The organism is Micromonospora sp. NBC_01412, assembly GCF_045040215.1.
GTDB classification, from domain to species: domain Bacteria; phylum Actinomycetota; class Actinomycetes; order Mycobacteriales; family Micromonosporaceae; genus Micromonospora; species Micromonospora rubida.
Genome location: NZ_CP109528.1, coordinates 882,500 through 905,217 on the forward strand (window position 1 = coordinate 882,500; position 22,718 = coordinate 905,217).

A 22,718-nucleotide genomic window follows, 5' to 3' on the forward strand; every position below is an offset into this window, starting at 1 on the left:
GTCCGCCTCGACCGCCGTATCCGCGTCGCAGCGGGGCGGGCGGCGCTGCCGCCCCGCGTTGCCCGCGGGGCGCCCGCGTCCCGCGAGTCAGGAGAACCCCGTGACCCGTTCCCGTACGGCCGCGCTGCTCACCGCGGTCGCCACCCTCGCCGCGGGCGCCGTCGCCCTGGTGGCCGGCCCCGACCCGGCCGCCGCCCACGGCACCCCGATGACCCCCGGCAGCCGGACCTACCTGTGCTGGAAGGACGGCCTCAGCCCCACCGGCGAGATCAAGCCGATCAACCCGGCCTGCACGGCGGCGGTCGCCCAGAGCGGGGCGAACTCGCTCTACAACTGGTTCAGCGTGCTGCGCTCCGACGCCGGCGGCCGGACCGTCGGCTTCATCCCCGACGGCAAGCTGTGCAGCGGCGGCAACCCCGGCTACACCGGGTACGACCTGGCCCGCACCGACTGGCCGCTGACCCACCTGACCTCCGGGGCCCGGCACGACTTCAAGTACAGCAACTGGGCCCACCACCCGGGCACCTTCTACTTCTACGTGACGAAGGACAGTTGGAGCCCGACCCGGCCGCTGGCCTGGGGCGACCTGGAGGAGCAGCCCTTCCTCACGGTGACCAACCCGCCGCAGAACGGCGGCGTGGGCACCAACGAGGGGCACTACTACTTCAGCGGCAACCTGCCGTCGAGCAAGAGCGGCCGGCACATCATCTACTCGCGCTGGGTCCGCTCGGACAGCCAGGAGAACTTCTTCGCCTGCTCCGACGTGGCCTTCGACGGGGGCAACGGCGAGGTCACCGGGGTGGGCAACGGCGGCTCGCCCAACCCGACCACCCCGCCGCCGAGCCCGACGACTCCCCCGCCCAGCCCCACCAGCCCTCCGCCGAGCCCGACCACCCCGCCGCCGCACAGCGGGGACTGCATGGCGGTCTACAAGGTGGTCGGCGCCTGGTCCGGCGGATTCCAGGGCGAGGTGACGATCATGAACCACGGCGCGACGTCGTTCGCCGGCTGGAAGGCGACGCTGGTCTGGCCCAGCGGTCAGACGGTCAACAGCCTGTGGAACGGCTCGTACACCACGTCCGGATCGACCACGACGGTGACCAACGCAGCCTGGAACGGCACGGTCGCCCCGGAGGGGACGACCGCGTTCGGCTTCCTCGCGAGCAGCCCCGGGGCGAACGCCCTGCCGACGGTGAGCTGCGCCCGGGCGTGACTCCGCCCGGGTGAGCGGAGGCCCCCTGCCACGCGCGACGGCAGGGGGCCTCCGTTCCGGCTCAGCGGACCATGGAGCCGACCACCGGCTTGGTCAGCAGCGCGGACTGGTTGCGCTGGATGCCCGGGTCGAGCGTCTTGGCCACGAAGATCGCGTGCCAGATGCAGAAGATCAGCACCGTCCACACCTTGCGGGAGTGGTCGGCCTCCTCCCGCTTGTGCTCCTCCAGCAGCCGCATCGCGTACGGCAGGTCGATCAGCTCGCCCGCGCCGGAGTTGGACAGCACCCAGCGGGCCCACTCGTACATCTCGCCGCGCAGCCACACCCGCGTCGGGGTGGGGAAGCCGAGCTTCCTGCGGTTGACGATGGCCGGGGGCACCACGCCCTGGAGGGCCTGGCGCATGGCGTACTTGGTGGCGTCGGAGCGCGGCGGGAGCTTCAGGTCCACCGGGATGGTGGCCGCCACGTCGAACACCGCCCGGTCCAGGAACGGCACCCGGACCTCCAGCGAGTGCGCCATCGAGATCCGGTCGGCCTTGACCAGGATGTCGCCGCGCAGCCAGGTGTACAGGTCGACGTACTGCATCTTGGTGACGTCGTCGAGCTCGGCGCACTCGGCGTAGATCGGGGCGGTGACGTCGGTGTAGCGCACCGAGGGGTCGTAGCGGCGCATCAGGTGCTGCTTCTCCTCCTCGGTGAACATCCGGGCGTTGCCGTAGTAACGCTGCTCGATCGGAGTGGTGCCGCGCTCCAGGAAGCTCTTGCCCTTCACCCCCTGCGGGATGGCCTTGGAGACCGCGCGCAGGCCCTTCTGCACCCCGCCGGGCAGGCCGTTGACCGTGCCGAGGGAGAGCGGCTCCCGGTAGATGGTGTACCCGCCGAAGAACTCGTCGGCGCCCTCGCCGGAGAGGACCACGGTGACGTGCTCGGCGGCCTTCTTCGCCACGAAGTACAGCGGCACCAGCGCCGGGTCGGCGACCGGGTCGTCCAGGTGCCAGACGATCTTCGGCAGCGCGTCGATCATGTCCTGCGGCCCGATCTTGGTGGGCATGATGGTCACGTCGAGGTGCCGGGCCGACTCCTGGGCGACGTCGATCTCCGAGTACCCGGGGACGTCGTAGCCGACGGTGAAGGTGAGGATGTTCGGGTTGAACTCCCGGGCCAGAGCGACCACGGCGGTGGAGTCGATGCCGCTGGACAGGAACGAGCCCACCGGCACGTCCGAGCGCATGTGCACCCGGACGCTCTCGCGCAGAGTCTCCCGGATCTCGTGGTAGAGCCGCTGCTCGTCGCTGACCGGGGCCGGCCGGAACACCGGCCGGTACCACCGGCGCACGTCGATCCGGCCGCCCGGGGACCAGGTCAGGTACTCCCCCGAGCCGATCCGGTTGATCCCCCGGTGCAGGGTGCCGGGCTCCGGGACGTACTGGAGGGTCAGGTAGTGGCTCAGGCTCGCCGGGTCGATCCCGGCGTCCCCGGCGTACGCGGACTGCGCGAACGGCAGCAGCGCCTTCTTCTCCGAGGCGAGGTAGAGCCCGTCGGCGGTCTCCAGGTAGTGCAGCGGCTTGATGCCGAAGTAGTCACGGGCGCCGAACGCGCGGCGCTCCTGCCGGTCCCAGATCACGAACGCGAACATGCCGCGCAGCCGGGTGAGCACCTGCTCGCCCCAGAAGTGGTAGCCGGCGACGATCACCTCGCCGTCGCCGGCGGTGGCGAACTGGGCCCCGTAGGTGCGCACCAGCTCGTCGCGCAGCTCGATGTAGTTGTAGATCTCGCCGTTGAAGGTCAGCAGGTAGCGTCCGCCCGCGTACGGCAGCGGCTCGTGGCTGGACGCCACGTCGATGATCGCGAGGCGCTTGTGCCCGAACACCCCGTCCGCGTAGTGGCCGGTAGCGTCGCCGACCACCTCGACACCTGTCTCGTCCGGTCCACGGTGGTGCAGGCACTCCAACGCCCCCGCGATGTGGTCGCGGTGGGCGGCGGCGTTGCCGTTCGCGCTGAAGAAGGCCAGGAGTCCGCACATGCCGGTCATCTTTCCACGCGACCGGGACGGCCGTCGCAGGCACCGCAGGCTCTCCACATCCCCGCGCGCGAGGTACCGTCTGGGCCAACGACGTGGCGGAGGGAGCGGATCATGAGCGAGCAGCGGGCGGGCGACCAGCCTGTGGAGGGCACCGAGTCACACGACCCGGATTTCCCGGAGGCGTTCCTGTCGTTCATGCGCGAGGGCTGGCGGGACACGACCCTTCCGGTCGGCCCCCGGGTGGAGGTGCCGAACCACGCCAAGCGGCGGGCCGAGCTTTCCGCGGCCTTCCCGGGCGAGACGCTGGTGATCCCCACCGGCGGCGAGAAGGTACGCGCCAACGACACCGATTACCCGTTCCGGCCGGGCAGCGACTACGCGTACCTGACCGGCGACCACGACCCGGACGGCGTGCTGGTGCTGCGGCCGAACGGCTCGGGGCACGACGCCACCCTGTACACGCGGCCCCGGTCCTCCCGGGACAACGACGAGTTCTTCCGCAGCCGGCACGGCGAGCTGTGGGTGGGCCGGCGGCACACCCTGGCCGAGAAGTCGACCGAGCTGGGCCTGCCCACCGCCGACCTGACCGAGCTGGACGCGGCGCTGGCCGAGCTGGCGCCAGGGCGTACCCGGGTGCTGCGCGGCTTCGACACCCGGGTGGACTCGGCCGTGCGCCCGTACGACGGGCCGCGCGCCGAGGGGCAGCCCGCCCGGGACCGGGAGCTGGCGATCGCGATCTCCGAGGCCAAGCTGGTCAAGGACGAGTGGGAGATCGCCCAGCTCCAGGACGCGGTCGACGCCACGGTGCGTGGCTTCGAGGACGTGGCCCGGGTCCTGCCGGCCGACCGGGCGGTCTCCGAGCGGCTGCTGGAGGGGATCTTCGCGCTGCGCGCCCGGCACGACGGCAACGACGTCGGCTACGGCTCGATCGTCGGGGCCGGCGAGCACGCCACGATCCTGCACTGGGTGCACAACCACGGAGCCACCCGGCCGGGCGAGCTGCTGCTGATGGACATGGGCGTGGAGAACCGCAACCTCTACACCGCCGACGTGACCCGGGTGCTCCCGGTCGACGGCCGGTTCACCCCGTTGCAGCGGCAGGTCTACGACATCGTGTACGCCTCCCAGCAGGCCGGCATCGACTTCATCAGGCCCGGGGTGCAGTTCAAGGACGTCCAGCTGACGTGCATGCGGGTGCTGGCCGAGGGCCTGCACGACCTGGGCCTGCTGCCGGTGAGCGTGGACGAGGCGATGGACGAGAAGTCGACGGTCTACCGCCGGTGGACGCTGCACGGCTTCGGGCACATGCTCGGCATCGACGTGCACGACTGCGCGAACGCCCGCAAGGAGATGTACCGCGACGGCGCGCTCGGCGAGGGCTACGTGCTCACCGTCGAGCCGGGGCTGTACTTCCAGCCGGAGGACGATCTGGTCCCCGAGGAGCTGCGCGGCATCGGCATCCGGATCGAGGACGACGTGCTGGTGACGGCGACCGGCACGGTCAACCTCTCGGCCGGGCTGCCGCGCCGGGCCGACGAGGTGGAGACCTGGCTGGCCGAGCAGCGCGAGGCGGGTCCGCGCCTGCCCGGCTGATCCTCAGGGTACGACCCACGGCGGGCCCCGCCGCCGGTACGCGACGTTTCGACCGTCGACGCACCGGTGGCGGGGCCCGCCGCCGTTTCCGCCCTGCGGCACCTTCCCGTAGGCATCGGCACCTTCCCGCACGGCATCGCCCGACTGCGGACTCCCGCCCGATCCGAGAACAATGCGGGGTTTTCTCGGATACGTCCCCCTCGCGAAGAACCTTCTCATACGGTGGGGATCAGAAGGCTGCAACCGATTTGTAGCTGGTCGCGCCCCTTCGGGCGGTGCGGCCCCGTCTGATAGCAGGAAAGGGCGGAAGGTTCTGATGTCCAACGACAAAACGACTCCCGCCGGCGGGGTGCACGCCACCCCGCCGGCGAAACGGCGGCGGGCGCTCTGGGTCGCCACCGGCGTGGCCGGCCTGACCGGCGTCGTCGGTCTGGCGGCGCTCGGCGGGTTGGCCGCCCGCAACGACAAGTCCGACGACGCGAACCGACTGTCGGACCAGCACTCGTCCACCGCGAAGCAGAACGTCAGCGACGCCGGCCGGGCCGACGAGGAAACCGGCAAGGAGAACGACGACCAGGACGACTGGGACGATGCCGAGTGGTCCGGACAGGACGACTGGTCCGGCAAGGACCGGGGTGGTCGGGGTGAGCGTGACGAGGAGGGCCGGGTTCGTGAGGTGCCCTGCGACGACGACGCGTTGGTCGAAGCGGTGGTACGGGCCAACAACGAACTGGGCGGCACCCTGAAGCTCGCCCGGGACTGCAAGTACGAACTGAGCGACCACGACCGCAAGAACGGCTCGGCCCTACCCACGATCCGCCAACGGATCACCATCAAGGGCGACAAGTCCATCATCAAGCGCGACTCCAGCAACGCCTTCCGCATCTTCACCGTCGGCGAGGGCGGCGAACTCACCCTCAAGGGCGTCACCCTCAAGGACGGCAACGCCGCCCGCGAGAAGAAGAAGGACCCGGAACCCTGGCCCACCAAGACCAACACCCCACCCACGGCCACCAAGCCAGACCAGGCAGCCGGTGGGGTGGCCAAGGCAGGCCCGGCCGCCGCTCCGGTAGCCGCAGCTGCTCCGGTAGCCGCTGCTCCGGTAGCCGGTACGGCGCCCGCCGTGCCAGCCCCGGGGACCACACCGGCCACACCGGCCACACCGGCCGCGCCGGCCGCGCCGGGGACGCCGGTCCTGCCGGAAACGCCGGCCGCGCCGGGGATGCCGGTCATGCCCGAAACACCGACCAAGCCAGGTGACGGCTCATCCGGCACCTACGACGACGGCGCCGACGGCGGCGCGATCCTCGTCAAGCCCGGAGGCAGCGCCTTCCTCGAAGACAGCAACCTGTTCAACAACAACGCCAGCGGCAACGGCGGCGCCATCGCCAACTTCGGCCGCGTCTCCCTCGACCGCACCACCGTGGAAAACAACCACGCCAAGGAAAACGGCGGCGCCATCTTCAACACCGGCATCCTCAAGCTCAAGGAAACCCGCATCAGCAACAACACCGCCGGCAAGAACGGCGGCGGCATCGCCAACGGCAACGACAACACCTACGAACCCAAGATCGCCATCGGCACCACCGCCACCGGCACCGTCGAAATCACCAAGAGCACCATCCACAACAACACCGCCGACCAAAACGGCGGCGGCATCTTCACCGCCAACGGCTTCCTCGACATCACCTCCACCGACATCAAGGACAACACCGCCTGCCACAGCGGAGGCGGCATCTACGCCACCGACACCAACCTCCACCTCCGCCACGTCACCATCGACAACAACAAAGCCAGCAAAGACGGCGGCGGCATCTTCAACACCAGCACCACCAACAAACCCAAAACCGATGACTACGACAACAACGACAACAAGGACCGCGGCAGCGCCACCATCGACGACAGCGCCATCCGCGGCAACACCGCCGGCCGCCGCGGCGGCGGCATCTTCAACGGCGACCCCGACCTCAAACCCGGCCCCAACAAAGACAACCGCGCAACCCTCACCCTCCGCAACAGCGAGGTCAAGGGCAACACCGCCGGCAACGGCGGCGGCATCTTCAACAACCGCGGCACAGTCAACATCACCAAAACCAGAATCACCAAGAACACCGCCACCGACACCAACAAGACCTACGACATCGCCGGCGGCATCGTCAACAACGACGGCAAAGTCAACCTCGACGACGAATCCATCGTCATCGACAACGACCCCACCAACTGCACCGGCCACATCCCCAACTGCTTCGCCTGATCCGAGCTGCACCACATAGAGGGGACGGGCCCCTCCCGACCGCCCATCGGCGGCGGGAGGGGCCCGCTCGCGTACCCGGCGAGCTACGTCCGGATTAGGGGTGCCCTGAGCGTGCCGTACACCTAATGTGCGGTTTCTTCGGATCTGACCCCGCTACGAAGAACATTCTCATACGGTGTCCTTAAGTAGCTACAACCGATTTGTAGCCAAGGCGCCTCGCGCTGGCGAAGCACCTTGTCTGGTACGAGGAGAGAGCAGAGAGCTCCGATGTCCAACTACCTTCCGAAGAGCACCGATACGGCGCGGGAAACCGGGGCGGCGCCGCGCCACCGCAAGCTGTGGCTCGTCACCGGCGTCGCCGGCCTGACCGGCGTCGTCAGCCTCGTCACCGTGGGTGCCGCCACCGGCGCGGGGGCGGCGGGAATGAACCGGCTGGACAGCCTCAAGTGGTCCACCGCCGAGCAGGTCGTCAAGGACGACGGGCCCGGCAGGGACGATCGCGACGAGCACCGTGACGAGGACCGGGACAAGGACCGGGGTGGTCGGGGTGAGCGTGACGAGGAGGGCCGGGTTCGTGAGGTGCCCTGCGACGACGACGCGTTGGTCGAAGCGGTGGTACGGGCCAACAACGAACTGGGCGGCACCCTGAAGCTCGCCCGGGACTGCAAGTACGAACTGAGCGACCACGACCGCAAGAACGGCTCGGCCCTACCCACGATCCGCCAACGGATCACCATCAAGGGCGACAAGTCCATCATCAAGCGCGACTCCAGCAACGCCTTCCGCATCTTCACCGTCGGCGAGGGCGGCGAACTCACCCTCAAGGGCGTCACCCTCAAGGACGGCAACGCCGCCCGCGAGAAGAAGAAGGACCCGGAACCCTGGCCCACCAAGACCGACACCCCGCCCGCGGCCGCCAAGCCAGACCAGGCAGCCGCGCCGGCCGCCGGGACCGCGCCGGCAGGCGCCGCCGCACCCGGGGCCGGGGCTGCGCCGATGGCCGCCGCCGCTCCGGCAGACAAGGCGGGGTCGGCCGCCGCTCCGGTAGCCGCAGCTGCTCCGGTAGCCGCTGCTCCGGTAGCCGGTACGGCGCCCGCCGTGCCAGCCCCGGGGACCACACCGGCCACACCGGCCACACCGGCCGCGCCGGCCGCGCCGGGGACGCCGGTCCTGCCGGAAACGCCGGCCGCGCCGGGGATGCCGGTCATGCCCGAAACACCGACCAAGCCAGGTGACGGCTCATCCGGCACCTACGACGACGGCGCCGACGGCGGCGCGATCCTCGTCAAGCCCGGAGGCAGCGCCTTCCTCGAAGACAGCAACCTGTTCAACAACAACGCCAGCGGCAACGGCGGCGCCATCGCCAACTTCGGCCGCGTCTCCCTCGACCGCACCACCGTGGAAAACAACCACGCCAAGGAAAACGGCGGCGCCATCTTCAACACCGGCATCCTCAAGCTCAAGGAAACCCGCATCAGCAACAACACCGCCGGCAAGAACGGCGGCGGCATCGCCAACGGCAACGACAACACCTACGAACCCAAGATCGCCATCGGCACCACCGCCACCGGCACCGTCGAAATCACCAAGAGCACCATCCACAACAACACCGCCGACCAAAACGGCGGCGGCATCTTCACCGCCAACGGCTTCCTCGACATCACCTCCACCGACATCAAGGACAACACCGCCTGCCACAGCGGAGGCGGCATCTACGCCACCGACACCAACCTCCACCTCCGCCACGTCACCATCGACAACAACAAAGCCAGCAAAGACGGCGGCGGCATCTTCAACACCAGCACCACCAACAAACCCAAAACCGATGACTACGACAACAACGACAACAAGGACCGCGGCACCGCCACCATCGACGACAGCGCCATCCGCGGCAACACCGCCGGCCGCCGCGGCGGCGGCATCTTCAACGGCGACCCCGACCTCAAACCCGGCCCCAACAAAGACAACCGCGCAACCCTCACCCTCCGCAACAGCGAGGTCAAGGGCAACACCGCCGGCAACGGCGGCGGCATCTTCAACAACCGCGGCACAGTCAACATCACCAAAACCAGAATCACCAAGAACACCGCCACCGACACCAACAAGACCTACGACATCGCCGGCGGCATCGTCAACAACGACGGCAAAGTCAACCTCGACGACGAATCCATCGTCATCGACAACGACCCCACCAACTGCACCGGCCACATCCCCAACTGCTTCGCCTGACGGCAGGCAGGACTGGTAGCCGGCAGGGCTGGTAGCCGGCAACGGCGACACCGGCCACGGGCAGTCCACCGGCCCCGCTCGGGAAGGATCCGCACGGATCCCACCGGGCGGGGCCGGCGGCCGTCTCCGGCGCGGACGGGCCGGACACGGGCCGGACACGGGCCGGCCCCCTTCCGCCACGGGTGGAAGGGGGCCGGTCGGTCGACGGCTACTTCTGGACGAAGACCGCCACACTGCGCGCCGGCACCGTGAAGGTGCCCGTGCCCCGGTCGAACGACGCGGTGCGCAGCACCGGGTCGGCGGAGGCCCTCAGCACCGGGTGCAGCGCCACGTCCGCCCCGCGCAGCCCGGTGACCCGCTGCCGCGCCGCCTCCGGGGTGGCGTTGAACACGACGGTCACCGACCGCCACTTCCCGTCGAGCCCGCGGGCGTCGAGGGTCATGGTGAGCACGCCCGGGGCCTCACCGGTGCCGGAGAGCGGGAAGGCGACCCGCCTCTGCACCTGGTCGGCGGTGGGCAGCCCGAACACCGGCGAGGACTCGCGGATGCGCAGCAGCTCCGCGTACCGGGCGTCGGCCAGGTCGATCGCCGCGCAGCCCGGCACCAGCGACGGATCGGCCAGCAGCGGCTTCGCGTACGACCACTTGTCCTGGTTGTCCGCCGCCTGCGGGAGGCCGGCACCGAAGCCGTTGCCCTCGGCGCAGTCCCAGCGGATCTGGTTGAACCAGTCACCGGAGTTGTACGAGTTACGGTCCAGCGACTTCGAGCGCAGCCGCTCCGAGCCGGCCGCCACGAACCCGGTCCCCTGGCCCATCACCACCGTGGAGAGGGCGAGCACCTGCATCCGGGCCCGGTCCGCCGCCGAGGTGGCCTGCGGCAGCTTGTACGCCAACGCGTCGTACAGGATCTCGTTGTCGTGCGCGTCGACGTAGGTGACGGCCTCCCCCGGCGCGGCGGTGTAGCCGGCGGGCGAGCCGTTGTAGTCGACCTGGCCGCCGGTGACCTGCCGCCCGGCCGAGTCGGTGAACCGGTAGCCGCGCAGGTTGCCCGTCAGCCCGACCTTGATCAGATCGTGGGCGTGCAGCAGCCGGGCCTTCTGCTCGGCCGCCGACCCGTTCACCGGGTCGCCGTTGGGGTCGGTGAACAGGCCCGACGCGAAGCCCTGCACCCGCGGGTTCGGGTCGAACGGCCCGCCGCCGCGCACCGCGTCGCGGAGCCGGTCGTTGAACGTGCCGATCCCGGTCCCCGCCATGTTGGCCTGGGTGGCCTGCACGAACCGGGCGTCGTCGGCCACCTCGCCGAAGTTCCAACCCTCGCCGTACAGCAGGATCTTCTGCCCGTCCACGCCGTCGCGGGCGAGGGTGAGCCTGTCCAGGGCGGCCCGCACGGCCAGGATGTTCGCCTTCGGGTGGTGGCCCATCAGGTCGAACCGGAACCCGTCCACCTTGTACTGCCTCGCCCAGGTGACCAGGGAGTCGACCACCAGCTTGCCCATCATGGCGTGCTCGGGGGCGGTGTTCGCGCAACAGGTCGAGTTGGCGACCGTACCGTCGGACAGCAGCCGGTGGTAGTAGCCCGGCACCACCTGGTCGAGCACCGACTTGCCGTCGGTGCCGGCCGCCGACGTGTGGTTGTAGACCACGTCCATGACCACCCGCAGGCCGGCGCCGTTGATCCCGGCGACCATCCGCCGGAACTCGGTGGTCCGCTTCGACCCGGCCGGGTCGACGGCGTAGCCGCCCTCCGGCACGGTGTAGTGCAGCGGGTCGTACCCCCAGTTGTAGCCGTCGGACTCCGCCACCGCCGCGACGCACTTCTGCTGCTCCTCGGAGTCCGGGGGCAGCTTCGCCAGGTCACAGGCCGGCTGCCGCTGGTCGGCGCGGCGCTCGGGGATGGTGGCGAAGTCGAACGCCGGCAGCAGGTGCAGGTAGTCGACCCCGGCGCCGCCGAGCGCCCTCAGGTGCCTCATCCCGGCCGTGTCCGGGTCGGTGAAGGCGAGGTAGGTGCCCCGCCGCTCGGCCGGCACGGTGCTGTCGGCGATGGAGAAGTCCCGGACGGAGACCTCCTGGATCTGCGCCTTCGCGGCCGGCGGCGCCGCAGGCTTGCGCAGCTTCGCCCACCCCTCCGGGGCCAGCGCCGGGTCGGCCAGGTCGACGATCTGGCTGTGCGTGGAGTTCGGCGCGAGCGCCACCGAGTACGGGTCGGTCACCGAGGCGATGACCACCTTCTGCGCCGCCGGCTGCCACGCCTCGACCCGGTACCGGTAGTACTTGCCGGTCCAGCCCCGGTCGCCGCGCGCCGACCAGACGCCGGTGCGGTCGTCGCGGCGCATCGGCACGGTGCGCGGCGTGGCGGTCGGAGAGTCGAACAGTTCCAGCGCCACCGCCCGGGCGGTGGGCGCCCACACCGCGAGGGTGGGTGCCCCGCCGGCGAAGGTCGCCCCAAGCCCCGCGTCGGTGGCGGCGGCGTAGACGTCGTCGAGCACGCCCGGGACCTGCACGCCGGTCGCGCCGAGCAGCGCGCCCCGCGCGTCCCGCTCGGTCACCACGAGCTGCCCGCGCAGCGCCGCCGGCACCTTCGCCAGGTCGCCCCGGTCCAGGCTGAACGCCTGGTACGCCCACAGGTGCGGGTGCTTCGCGCGCTGGGCCTCGGTGAGCCCGTTGCGCTGCGCCCGCAGCGGCAGCGTGGTGTACGTACCGGACAGCTCCCCGTCGACGACGCTCAGCCCGCCGGCCGGGGCGGCCACCAGCGCGTACGTCCGGCCGTCGGTGGGCCCGGCCTGCCAGGCGACGGTGGACCGGTCGATCCAGTGCGCCTTCTGCTGGGTGATGTCCACGTCCCTGGACACCCCGGACGAGGTCGACGGCAGCAGGCGGCCCGGCGTGCCGGCGAGCAGCCACACCTCCCGGCCGGCGGCGGCGAAGTCGAGCCGCTGGTCGTCAGGCAGGTCCTTGGCGTCGCCGTTGTGGATGATGTAGCTCAGCCCGGTGGCCCCGGCCGCCAGCGGCACCCGGAAGAACGCGCCGAACGCGTCGGTCCGCTCCGGCTTGAGCGGGGCGGACCACTCGGTCGGGTCGGCCGCGCCATCCCACAGGTGCAGGCCCCAGCCGTCGTAGTTGTTGTCGGCCCGGCGGTAGTGGATCAGCGCGGTGCCCTCGTCGACGGGCGGATCCGGCTCGCCGGTGGCTGCCTGCCGGGTCGGGTAGAGCGCGGCGTCGCCCTGCTTCACCCACACCTCGCCGGTCTGCGTGACGTCGATGGTCCGGTCGTTGGCGACGTCCTTGTTCCCGGCGGAGTCGACCACCAGGAAGCCGACCGACTTCGCGCCCGGCTTCAGCTTCACCCAGGCGAACCGGCCGAACGAGTCCTCACCGGCGAACGGCTGCCCCTTCGGCCACTCGGTGGCGTACGCGGGGTCGATGTCGCCCCACACGTACAGGCCCCAGTCGTCGTATCCGCCGGCCGGGCGCTGGTAGTGCACCACCGCCCAGTCCCGCGACGCGCCCTGCGCCGGGGTGCCGGCGGTGGCGGTGGAGCGGGTGCTCGCGGTGCGCCCCCTGCCGTCGCGGACGACGGCCTTGTACTCGATCCGCGTTCCGCCGGCCAGGCCGGTCAGGTCGTGGTGCACGGTGTACGGGGCCCGGTGGGCGCTGCCCAGCAGCGTCCACCTGCCGCCGGCGACCCGGGCGGCGACGGTGACGGTGGCCAGCGGATCCCCGGTGACCTGGGCGGTGATGGCGGCGCGGGTGGCCACCGGGGCGTCCGGGGCGGGGGCGGTGATGTTGATCGACGGCTTCGCGTCGGCCTGCGGGATCGCCCGGCCGGCCCGGTACACCGCGGCGGACAGCGCCGGCACGGTCACCGTCAGCCTGCCGTCGGCCCCGGCGGTCGCGGTCGCCGCGCCGCCGTGGATCCCGGCGAAGGCTGCCCCGGCCGACCAGGTGTCCACTGTGACGGTCTGCGCGGTGCCGGCGTTGTTCACGGCGACGACGTACTCGGTGCGCTGCTTCGGGTCGATCCGGGAGAAGGCGAAGACGCCGGGGCCGTCGGCGGCGTACCGGGTGACCTGGATGCCGTCGCGCAGCGCCGGGTGGGCCTGCCGGAGCCGGCCCAGCTCGGCGATGGTGCGGTAGAGCGGGTGCGTCGGGTCGAACTGGTCGCCGGCGTGGGTGCGGTCGGTGCCGATCAGGTCGTCGTCGAGGTAGTCGGGCACCTTCGACGCGAACATGTCCTGCCGGGCGTCCTTGTCGCCGCCCGGGCCGGTGAAGCCCTGCTCGTCGCCGGAGTACACCACCGGCTGTCCTCGGGTGAGGAACATGAGCTGGTGGGCGAGCTGGTCGCGGCGTAGCTGCGCGGCGTCGTCGCCGCCGGAGGCCGCGATGAACGAGCCGATCCGGCCCATGTCGTGGTTGCCGAGGAAGGTGGTCAGCCGGTTGGCGCCGGTGTCCCTGGAGGCGTAGAGGTCGTCGCGGGCGTACACGTCGGCGAGCGCCTTCGCGGAGCCGTCGGCGGCGGTGTAGCCCCGGGCGGCCTCCTGGAACGCGAAGTCGAGGGTGGCGGGCAGGCCGCCGCGCCGCACGTACGTGGAGGTGATCTCCGGGTCGGCGCTGTAGACCTCACCGAACATGAAGAAGTCCTTCTTGCCGGCGGCCTCGGCGGCCCGCTCGATGCCCCGGCTGAACTGCGGCCAGAACTCCAGGTTGGTGTGCTTGACGGTGTCCAGCCGGAACCCGTCGACGCCGGTGCCGCCGATCCAGTCGCCGTAGACCTTGGTCAGGCCGCGCACCACCTCGGGGCGCTCGGTCCACAGGTCGTCCAGGCCGTAGAAGTCGCCGTACTCGCTGTTCTCGCCGGAGAAGGTCGAGTCGCCCCGGTTGTGGTACATGGTGGCGTCGTTGAGCCACGCCGGGACCTTGACCTTCGCGTCGGCCGGGGTGTCGAAGACCGGGGTGTACGGGAAGGACTCCGCCGCGTCCACCTTCGGGAATTCCCGGCTGCCGTCGGCGTAGTTCCGGTCCTCGAAGGCCCGCCCCTGCGCGTCGGTGTACGGCGCGGTCTTCTTGTCGATGTACGCGTACCTGCCCTCGGCGTACTTGATGACGTCGGCGGTGTGGTTGACGATGACGTCGAGGTACACCTTGATGCCCCGCTGGTGCGAGAGCTTGACCAGCCTCTTCAGCTCCTCATTGGTGCCGAAGTGCGGGTCGACCTGGGTGAAGTCGGTGATCCAGTAGCCGTGGTAGCCGGCCGAGACGTCCGCGCCGACGCCCTGCACGGGCCGGTTCTTGAAGATCGGGGCGAGCCAGATCGCCGTGGTGCCGAGCCCCTGGATGTAGTCGAGCTTGTCCAGCACCCCCTTGAGGTCGCCGCCGTGGTAGAAGCCCTTGTCCTTGGGGTCGAGGCCGGTCTTCAGCCGGTCCCCGGCGAGCCCGCCGGAGTCGTTGCGCGGGTCGCCGTTGGCGAACCGGTCCGGCAGGACGAAGTAGAACTGCTCGGCGCGGGCGTCGCCGGAGCCCGCCTTCAGCAGGGCCTCGACGGAGGGTTCGGAGCGCCACTGCACCGCGCCGGCGGCGGCGAGAGGGTCGGTGCCGGTCGTTCTCGGGGCGGCCTCGGCGGCGAGCTGGTGCGCGGCGACGGGGGTACCGACGAGGGTGAGGGTGAGGGCGGAGACCAAGGCGAGCAACGCCTTACGGGACATCGGCGGGGGATTCATCGACGGCCTTCCTCTGGTCGTGATTCGCCCGCACGCTAGCCCTTGCCGAAACGTTCTGCAATACCTTGCAAACGAAGCCGCAACAAATGCAGTCATCTTGCAAACGCCGACTCGCGGGTGGGCACCGTCACGGTCGGTGTGTGCCCCGCCGACGACCGGGCCTGGCTGCGGCCCCGGCGGAACTGACGGGAACCGTGGCTCGGCGGGGTCAGGCGGCGCGGATGACCGTGCAGATGGCGGGTCCGCTGTCGGTGCCGCGCAGCAGGTGCCGGTAGCGCTCGCCGGGCACCCGCCGCCCCTGGCTGTCCAGGAACTCCCACTCCACGGCCACCTCGGCAAACCGGCCCCGGGGGCGGCGCTGTCGTCGCTCAGCGTTGCGGGATGTGTACCTCGATCTCGGCGCCGAGCTGTGCCCCGGCGGCCAGGCCGAGGTCGTCGCCGCTCCAGAACCGGCCCGGGTCGTACCAGTTCGGCCGGCGGCCGGCGGGCAGCAGGCCCATCGCCTCGTAGGTCACCGCGACCACCTCGGCGCAGTACGCCGTCTCCAGCGCCCGGTCGCGCACCGCGCCGCCACCGGGGGTGTCCCGCCGGGCCGGCAGGGGCAGCCGCACCCGTGGCACCCGGCCCCGCGCCCAGCGCCAGGCGAGCTGGGCGGTGGACGGGAAGGGGGTGCCGTCGAGGCGGGCGACGGTACGAAGCACCGCCTTCTCCATCTCCGCGTCGGCGGACGGTTCGAGCTGCCGGAGCCAGGCCCGCTGGCCGTACCGGTTGGCCCAGACGCAGACCGCGTCCCGCAGGTCGTGCAGCTGCACCCCGCGCTGGTGGGTGCCGGTCCACATGTCCGGCAGCGACCGGCCCAACTCGGCGTGCCACATCAGCGGCGGCATGTCGTCCAGCACCACCGCCATGCCGACGTGGTTGACCGGACTGTTGGTGGTGAACTGGATGGCGCGGTCGGGTGCGCTACGGCCCCGGAACACCCATACGTCGCCGGTGCGGGTCAACTCCACGGCCTCGTCCAGGCTGATGCTCATGCCCTCACCCCGGTGCCGCCGGCGGTCTGCTCGCTCATGGGGGTCTACCCTAAGCGGATGCGGCAAAGGATGCGGTGGTGGAAGGTCCTCGGGCTGGCTGGTCTCGCGGGTGTCGCCGCGACCGGGGTGGTCGTCGCCCGGGCGGAGCGACGGCGACGGGCGTACACCCCGGAGGAGATCCGGGCCCGCCTGCGCGACCGGCACGCGGAGGCCAGCACCCCCGGCACCGGCCCCGACGCCCCAGCCTGAACCCACCACCCCAAACCACCCAAACCCCCCCACCCCACCCCGCCCCACCCCGCCCCGCTCTCGCCGCGTTGATCAAGAGGTTTACGTCAGGATCCGCCGCCCCGCAGACGTAAACCTCTTGATCAACGCGGCTAGGCGGGAGGGGTGGTGGGCGGCCTGGGTTGTTTGGGTGGTTTTGGGTGGGTGGGCGTGGGCCGGGCCACCCCGGCGGGGGAATCGGTTGGGGGGCGGGGGCGTTGTACATGGTTCACCCGGGTGAGACCGGCTCGGGGTAGCCCCCGGAACCGAGACCCCCGTGGAATGCGGGGCCGGCCGGGGTCGTTACATCCCCCGGACGCCCGAGCAGGTCCCCCCGATCGCCGGGCCCGTCCCCCCGAACCTGACCCCCCTCGCGGCACACGTCGCTTCCCAGCGGGTGTTGCCGCGTGTCCCCCGACCAGAGGAGCACGCCACCATGCGTACCGATCTGATCCGCAGGACCGCCCTCACCGCCGGCATCCTCACCGCCACCGCCGGTGGTATCGCCGCCCCCGCCATCGCCGCCCAGGCGGCTCCGGCCGAGAAGGCCGCCACCACGTCCGTGCAGGCCGACCGCAAGGCCGCCGGCGAGCGGCAGCTCGACGTCCGCTACGAAGCCCAGCCGAACTTCTACTACTGCGGCCCCGCCGCCGCGCGTAACGCCCTGTCCGTGCAGGGCAAGGCCATCAGTGTTGACGCCATGGCCAAGGAGATGGGCACCACCGAGGACGGGACTGATTCGATCAACGACATCACTCCTGTGCTGAACAAGGAGACCGGTAAGGCTGACGCGTACCGCAGTGTCGAGATCAAGACCGGCAAGGCCGACGACGGTCAGACCGACAAGCTGCGCGCCGACGTCGTCCGCACCGTCGACAGCGGTCGTGCGGTGGTGGCCAACATCGCCGGCACCTCCACTGACATCGACGGCGGCGTCCACTCGTTCGAGGGCGGCCACTACATCAGCGTCGTCGGTTACCGCGACAACGGCGGCATCGTGAGGATCGCCGACTCGGCCAACCCCGACCAGGCCAGCTACGAGGTCACCGTCGACAACCTTGCCGACTGGACCGCCACCCGCGGCTACGCCACCTCCTGACAACGACAACGACAAGGGCCGGCCCCCACCCGGGGACCGGCCCTTTCGTCGTACGAAGGGACGTGGCGCCGACCCGGAGGGTCAGCGGTCGGTGCCCGCGCGGACCGGCTCGGCTGCGGCGTCCGCATCGGCCGGCCCCGCCGGCTCCAGCCGCCGGGCCCGCCGCCGCAGCCACCAGGTGCTGCCCAGGCCGGCGAGCACCGCGAGGACCAGCCCGGCCCAGGAGATGTCCTTGAGCCAGTGCTCGGCGGCCCGGCCGACGCTGTACAGCAGGTAGGTGGTGCCGAAGGCCCAGACCAGGCCGCCGGCCGCGTTGGCCAGCAGGAACCGGCGGTACGGCACGTGCAGCGCACCGGCCAGGGGGCCGGCGAGGATCCGCAGCAGCGCCACGAACCGGCCGAAGAAGACCGCCCACACCCCGTGCCGGGCGAAGCTCTGCTCGGCGCGGGCGAGGTGTGCGGGGCCGAGGTGTCTGGGGAAGCGCCGGCCCAGCCGGGCCAGCAGCGGACGGCCGCCCCGGCGGCCCACCGCGTACCCGATCGAGTCGCCCGCGATGGCGCCGAAGGCCGCGGCGATGGCCACCCACTCCGGCTCCACCACGCCGGTGGCGGCGAGCAGGGCGGAGCTGACCAGGACGATCTCGCCGGGCAGCGGAACGCCCATGCTCTCCACGCCGATCACCCCGGCGACGATCAGGTAGACCGCGACCGGGGGCAGCGCGGACAGCCAGTGCGACACATCGATCACGGCCCACCCCTTCAGGTCCGGCCTCGAACCCTACCCGCGCCGCCGGGGCACCGCGGCCCCTCGCCGCCGGTGCCACCCGCCCGGGCGGCCCGGCGCCCCGTCAGCGCGGGGCGACGAACTCCAGGCGGTTGCCGTGGGCGTCCTCGGTGTGAAAGCGCCGCATCCCGGGCAGCTCGTCCTCGCCGCCCCAGTCGACCGGGTGGCCGGCGGCAGCCAGCCGGGCGGCGAGGCCGTCGAGGTCGGGGCGGAGCAGGGCGACGTGGGCCTTGCGGGCGGGGCGGAAGTCGTCGGAGACGCCGAGGTGCAGCTCTGCGCCGTACCCGGTGAACCAGCAACCGCCGCGGGGGGCGAGGGCCGGGGGTTTGGGCTTCTCGGCCATGCCGAGCAGCCCGACGTAGAACGCCCGGGAGGCGGCTTCGGAGCCGGGTGGGCAGGCGAGCAGGACGTGATGGATCATGGTGGCACCTCCTCGTCCCGGAGCCTGGCACGAGGTTGCGCTGATAGCAAGACGGACGTACGGTTTTGTTGGAAGCAGTAATCACGGTAAGTGTCACCTAACCGGGGCGTCGTCCCGGACGGTGCGACAGACTGCTCAGGACTACTCACGGTCGCTGGTGTGAAGGAGTACGACGTGGCGAGCCTCGACACCTTCGGTGCGAAGACCCAGCTACGCGTCGGAGACGCGAGCTACGAGATTTTCAAGATCAGTAAGGTGGAGGGGCAGGAGCGGCTCCCCTACAGCCTGAAGATCCTGCTGGAGAACCTGCTGCGGACCGAGGACGGCGCGAACATCACCGCCGACCACATCCGCCAGCTCGGCGCCTGGGACTCGGCGGCCGACCCGAGCGTGGAGATCCAGTTCACCCCGGCGCGGGTGCTCATGCAGGACTTCACCGGCGTGCCCTGCGTGGTCGACCTGGCCACCATGCGCGAGGCGGTCCGCGACCTCGGCGGCGATGCCACCAAGGTCAACCCGCTCGCCCCGGCCGAGCTGGTCATCGACCACTCGGTCATCGCCGACCTGTTCGGCCGCGCGGACGCCTTCGAGCGCAACGTCGAGCTGGAGTACGAGCGCAACAAGGAGCGCTACCAGTTCCTGCGCTGGGGCCAGACCGCGTTCAACGAGTTCAAGGTCGTCCCGCCGGGCACCGGCATCGTGCACCAGGTCAACATCGAGTACCTGGCCCGTACGATCATGGAGCGCAACGGCCAGGCATACCCGGACACCGTGGTCGGCACCGACTCGCACACCACCATGGTCAACGGCCTGGGCGTGCTGGGCTGGGGCGTCGGCGGCATCGAGGCCGAGGCCGCGATGCTCGGCCAGCCGGTCAGCATGCTGATCCCCCGGGTCGTCGGCTTCAAGCTGCACGGCGAGATGCCGGCCGGCACCACCGCCACCGACCTGGTGCTCACCATCACCGAGATGCTGCGCAAGCACGGCGTGGTCGGCAAGTTCGTCGAGTTCTACGGCCCCGGCGTCAGCGCGGTGCCGCTGGCCAACCGGGCCACCATCGGCAACATGTCCCCGGAGTACGGCTCCACCGTCGCGATCTTCCCGATCGACGCCGAGACCATCCGCTACCTGGAGCTGACCGGCCGGGACCCGCAGCAGGTCGCGCTCGTCGAGGCGTACGCCAAGGAGCAGGGCCTCTGGCACGACCCGGCCGCCGAGCCGGAGTACTCCGAGCGGCTGGAACTCGACCTGGGCACCATCGAGCCGTCCCTGGCCGGCCCGAAGCGCCCGCAGGACCGGGTGCCGCTGGGCAGCGCCAAGACCCTGTTCCGCTCCGCGCTGACCGACTACGTGGCCGACGACTCCGCCGGCGAGCGGGACCTCAAGCCGGGCGTCGCCCGCGAGCAGCTCCCCCGGGGCACCGGCGGCCCGGCCGACGAGGCCAGCGCCGAGTCGTTCCCGGCCAGCGACCCGCCGGCCAACGACTTCAGCGACCCGGCCGACGAGCCGCGCGACCTGGAGACCGCGGCCATGGGCTCCGGCGGCCGGGCCAGCAACCCGGTCCGGGTGACCAGCGCCGACGGCGTCGAGTACGAGCTGGACCACGGCGCCGTGGTGATCGCCGCGATCACCTCCTGCACCAACACCTCGAACCCACAGGTGATGATCGGCGCGGCGCTGCTGGCCCGCAACGCCGTCGACAAGGGCCTGTCCCGCAAGCCGTGGGTGAAGACCACCCTGGCGCCGGGCTCCAAGGTCGTCATGGACTACTACGACCGCGCCGGCCTCACCCCGTACCTGGAGAAGCTCGGCTTCAACCTGGTCGGCTACGGCTGCACCACCTGCATCGGCAACTCCGGCCCGCTGCTGGAGGAGGTCTCCGCCGCCGTCAACGAGGCCGACCTCGCCGTCGTCTCGGTGCTGTCGGGCAACCGGAACTTCGAGGGCCGGATCAACCCGGACGTCAAGATGAACTACCTGGCGTCCCCGCCGCTGGTGGTCGCGTACGCGCTCGCCGGCACGATGGACATCGACCTGGCCAACGAGCCGATCGGCGAGGACACCCAGGGCGACCCGGTCTTCCTGCGCGACATCTGGCCGAACAGCGCCGAGATCCAGGACGTCATCGCCCAGGCGATCGGCGCGACCGGGTTCAGCGCGGCATACGCGGACGTGTTCGCCGGTGACGAGCGCTGGCAGTCGCTGCCGACCCCGACCGGCGACACCTTCGCCTGGGAGGACGAGAGCACCTACGTCCGCAAGCCCCCGTACTTCGAGGGCATGGAGCGGAAGCCGAAGGCGGTCGTCGACATCGCCGACGCGCGGGTGCTGGCCAAGCTGGGCGACTCGGTGACCACCGACCACATCTCCCCGGCCGGCTCGATCAAGGCCGACTCCCCCGCCGGCACGTACCTCGCCGAGCACGGCGTGCCGCGCCACGAGTTCAACTCGTACGGCTCGCGCCGGGGCAACCACGAGGTGATGATCCGGGGCACGTTCGCCAACATCCGGCTGCGCAACCAGCTCGTCCCGGGTGTGGAGGGCGGCTTCACGGTCAACCACCTGACCGGCGAGCAGACCTCGATCTACGACGCCTCCACCGCCTACCAGGAGGCGGGCGTGCCGCTGGTCATCCTGGCCGGCAAGGAGTACGGCTCCGGCTCGTCGCGGGACTGGGCGGCCAAGGGCACCATGCTGCTCGGCGTTCGGGCGGTCATCGCCGAGTCGTACGAGCGGATCCACCGCTCGAACCTGATCGGCATGGGCGTCCTGCCGTTGCAGTTCCCGGTCGACGTCACCGCCGAGTCGCTCGGCCTCACCGGCACCGAGACCTTCTCGATCACCGGCGTGACCGTGCTGAACGACGGCGAGACCCCGCGCACCGTGAAGGTCACCACCGACACCGGCGTCGAGTTCGACGCGGTGCTCCGGATCGACACGCCCGGTGAGGCGGACTACTACCGCCACGGCGGCATCCTGCAGTACGTCCTGCGCCGCATGATCGCCAACTGACCCGACACACACGACGAGGGGCCCCTGCCGCTACGGCAGGGGCCCCTCGTCGGAGAACGGAGCGGCTGCCCGGCGACACGCGCCGGCCGGAGCCGGGCTACTCGGCCGACGTGGCGCGGCGGGCGTCGCGGGTCTTCATGGCGTGCTCCATCAGCGTGATGAGCACCTCCTTGCTCGACTCCCGCTGCCGGGCGTCACAGAGCAGCACCGGCACCCCCGGGTCGAGGTTGAGCGCGGCCTGCACCTCGTGCAGCCGGTACTGGCGGGCCCCCTCGAAGCAGTTGACCGCCACCACGAACGGGGTGCCGCGCCCCTCGAAGTAGTCGATCGAGGGGAAGCAGTCGGCCAACCTGCGGGTGTCGGCGAGCACCACCGCGCCGAGCGCGCCGAGCGCCAGCTCGTCCCAGACGAACCAGAAGCGGTCCTGCCCGGGCGTGCCGAACAGGTAGAGGACCAAGTCCTCGCCGATGGTGATCCGGCCGAAGTCCATCGCCACCGTGGTGGTGGTCTTGCCCTCCACCCCCGACAGATCGTCGATCCCGACCCCGGTCTCGGTCAGCACCTCCTCGGTCCGCAGCGGCCGGGTCTCGCTCACCGCACCGACCATGGTGGTCTTGCCGACGCCGAAACCGCCCGCGATCAGGATCTTGATCGCGGTGGGCAGCGGCACGGCTCCCGCCGGCCGCTCAGAGTGCCCGTAGTCCATTGATAACCGCCTCGAAAATACTGTCGTCGGGAAGGCCCGCGGTGACCCGGGGCTCGCGCACCTCGACCAGATCGCGGGCCACCAGGTCGCCGAGCAGGACCCGGATGGTGCCCACTGGCAGGTCCAGGTGGGCGGCGACCTCGGCGACGGACTGGATCCGCTGGCAGAGCGCGACGATCGCCAGGTGCTCGGGGCCCAGCCCGACCTCCGGTGACGCCTCCACGCGGGTGGCCGTCACCAGGGAGATCAGGTCGAACGTGCCGGTGACCGGCCGAGCCCGGCCACGCGTCACCGCGTACGGGCGGACCACCGGGCCGGCGTGGTCGTCGACCCACTGTTCCTCCGTGGACTCCCCTGGGGCCGTCATCGCG

At 71.1% G+C, this 22,718-nt stretch carries 14 protein-coding genes; 7 read left to right on the forward strand and 7 right to left on the reverse strand.

The features are described from left to right. Positions 1–100 precede the first annotated feature (100 nt). Positions 101–1,213: a lytic polysaccharide monooxygenase gene (locus OG617_RS03735; protein WP_405098677.1), complete on the forward strand. Its 1,113-nt coding sequence runs from the start codon at positions 101–103 to the stop codon at positions 1,211–1,213. A gap of 61 nt (positions 1,214–1,274) precedes the next feature. On the opposite strand, the gene asnB is transcribed toward OG617_RS03735, so the two are convergent. After that, positions 1,275–3,236, reverse strand: a complete 1,962-nt coding sequence (asnB, locus tag OG617_RS03740; RefSeq protein ID WP_405098679.1) for an asparagine synthase (glutamine-hydrolyzing) — start codon at positions 3,234–3,236, stop codon at positions 1,275–1,277. A 111-nt stretch (positions 3,237–3,347) separates the two neighbouring features. Between asnB and OG617_RS03745 the strand changes: the two genes are divergently transcribed. From OG617_RS03745 to OG617_RS03755, 3 genes are all read left to right on the forward strand, one after another. Next, entirely contained in the window at positions 3,348–4,829 is a 1,482-nt protein-coding gene (locus tag OG617_RS03745; protein ID WP_405098681.1) for an aminopeptidase P family protein, read from the forward strand. Positions 4,830–5,145: 316 nt separating this feature from the next. Next, positions 5,146–7,083, forward strand: coding sequence for a hypothetical protein (locus tag OG617_RS03750; RefSeq protein ID WP_405098683.1), 1,938 nt, complete (start codon positions 5,146–5,148; stop codon positions 7,081–7,083). A gap of 267 nt (positions 7,084–7,350) precedes the next feature. Next, complete coding sequence (locus tag OG617_RS03755; protein ID WP_405098685.1) at positions 7,351–9,312, forward strand: hypothetical protein; 1,962 nt, start codon at positions 7,351–7,353, stop codon at positions 9,310–9,312. A gap of 208 nt (positions 9,313–9,520) precedes the next feature. On the opposite strand, the gene pulA is transcribed toward OG617_RS03755, so the two are convergent. Together pulA and OG617_RS03765 are read right to left on the reverse strand one after the other, a co-directional pair. After that, positions 9,521–15,025, reverse strand: coding sequence for a pullulanase-type alpha-1,6-glucosidase (pulA, locus tag OG617_RS03760; protein ID WP_405098687.1), 5,505 nt, complete (start codon positions 15,023–15,025; stop codon positions 9,521–9,523). 368 nt (positions 15,026–15,393) lie between these two features. Beyond that, the gene (locus OG617_RS03765; RefSeq protein WP_405098689.1) at positions 15,394–16,059 is read right to left on the reverse strand and encodes a hypothetical protein; all 666 of its coding nucleotides are present in this window, start codon (positions 16,057–16,059) and stop codon (positions 15,394–15,396) included. Positions 16,060–16,128: 69 nt separating this feature from the next. Between OG617_RS03765 and OG617_RS03770 the strand changes: the two genes are divergently transcribed. After that, on the forward strand, positions 16,129–16,308 hold the full coding sequence (locus OG617_RS03770; RefSeq protein WP_405104094.1) for a hypothetical protein: 180 nt from the start codon (positions 16,129–16,131) through the stop codon (positions 16,306–16,308). Between the two features lie 454 nt (positions 16,309–16,762). Beyond that, positions 16,763–17,425: a C39 family peptidase gene (locus OG617_RS03775; RefSeq protein WP_405098691.1), complete on the forward strand. Its 663-nt coding sequence runs from the start codon at positions 16,763–16,765 to the stop codon at positions 17,423–17,425. Between the two features lie 81 nt (positions 17,426–17,506). On the opposite strand, the gene OG617_RS03780 is transcribed toward OG617_RS03775, so the two are convergent. Both OG617_RS03780 and OG617_RS03785 read right to left on the reverse strand, forming a co-directional pair. Continuing rightward, positions 17,507–18,172, reverse strand: coding sequence for a DedA family protein (locus tag OG617_RS03780; protein ID WP_405098693.1), 666 nt, complete (start codon positions 18,170–18,172; stop codon positions 17,507–17,509). A 100-nt stretch (positions 18,173–18,272) separates the two neighbouring features. Beyond that, complete coding sequence (locus OG617_RS03785) at positions 18,273–18,629, reverse strand: VOC family protein (RefSeq protein WP_405098695.1); 357 nt, start codon at positions 18,627–18,629, stop codon at positions 18,273–18,275. Positions 18,630–18,788: 159 nt separating this feature from the next. Between OG617_RS03785 and OG617_RS03790 the strand changes: the two genes are divergently transcribed. Further along, on the forward strand, positions 18,789–21,641 hold the full coding sequence (locus tag OG617_RS03790) for an aconitate hydratase (protein ID WP_405098697.1): 2,853 nt from the start codon (positions 18,789–18,791) through the stop codon (positions 21,639–21,641). Between the two features lie 97 nt (positions 21,642–21,738). Here the strand turns inward: OG617_RS03790 and OG617_RS03795 are convergent, their stop codons facing one another. Beyond that, on the reverse strand, positions 21,739–22,347 hold the full coding sequence (locus OG617_RS03795) for a GTP-binding protein (protein ID WP_405098699.1): 609 nt from the start codon (positions 22,345–22,347) through the stop codon (positions 21,739–21,741). Then, entirely contained in the window at positions 22,328–22,714 is a 387-nt protein-coding gene (locus OG617_RS03800; protein WP_161689993.1) for a DUF742 domain-containing protein, read from the reverse strand. Before OG617_RS03800 ends, OG617_RS03795 begins: the two co-directional genes overlap by 20 nt. Positions 22,715–22,718 lie beyond the last annotated feature (4 nt).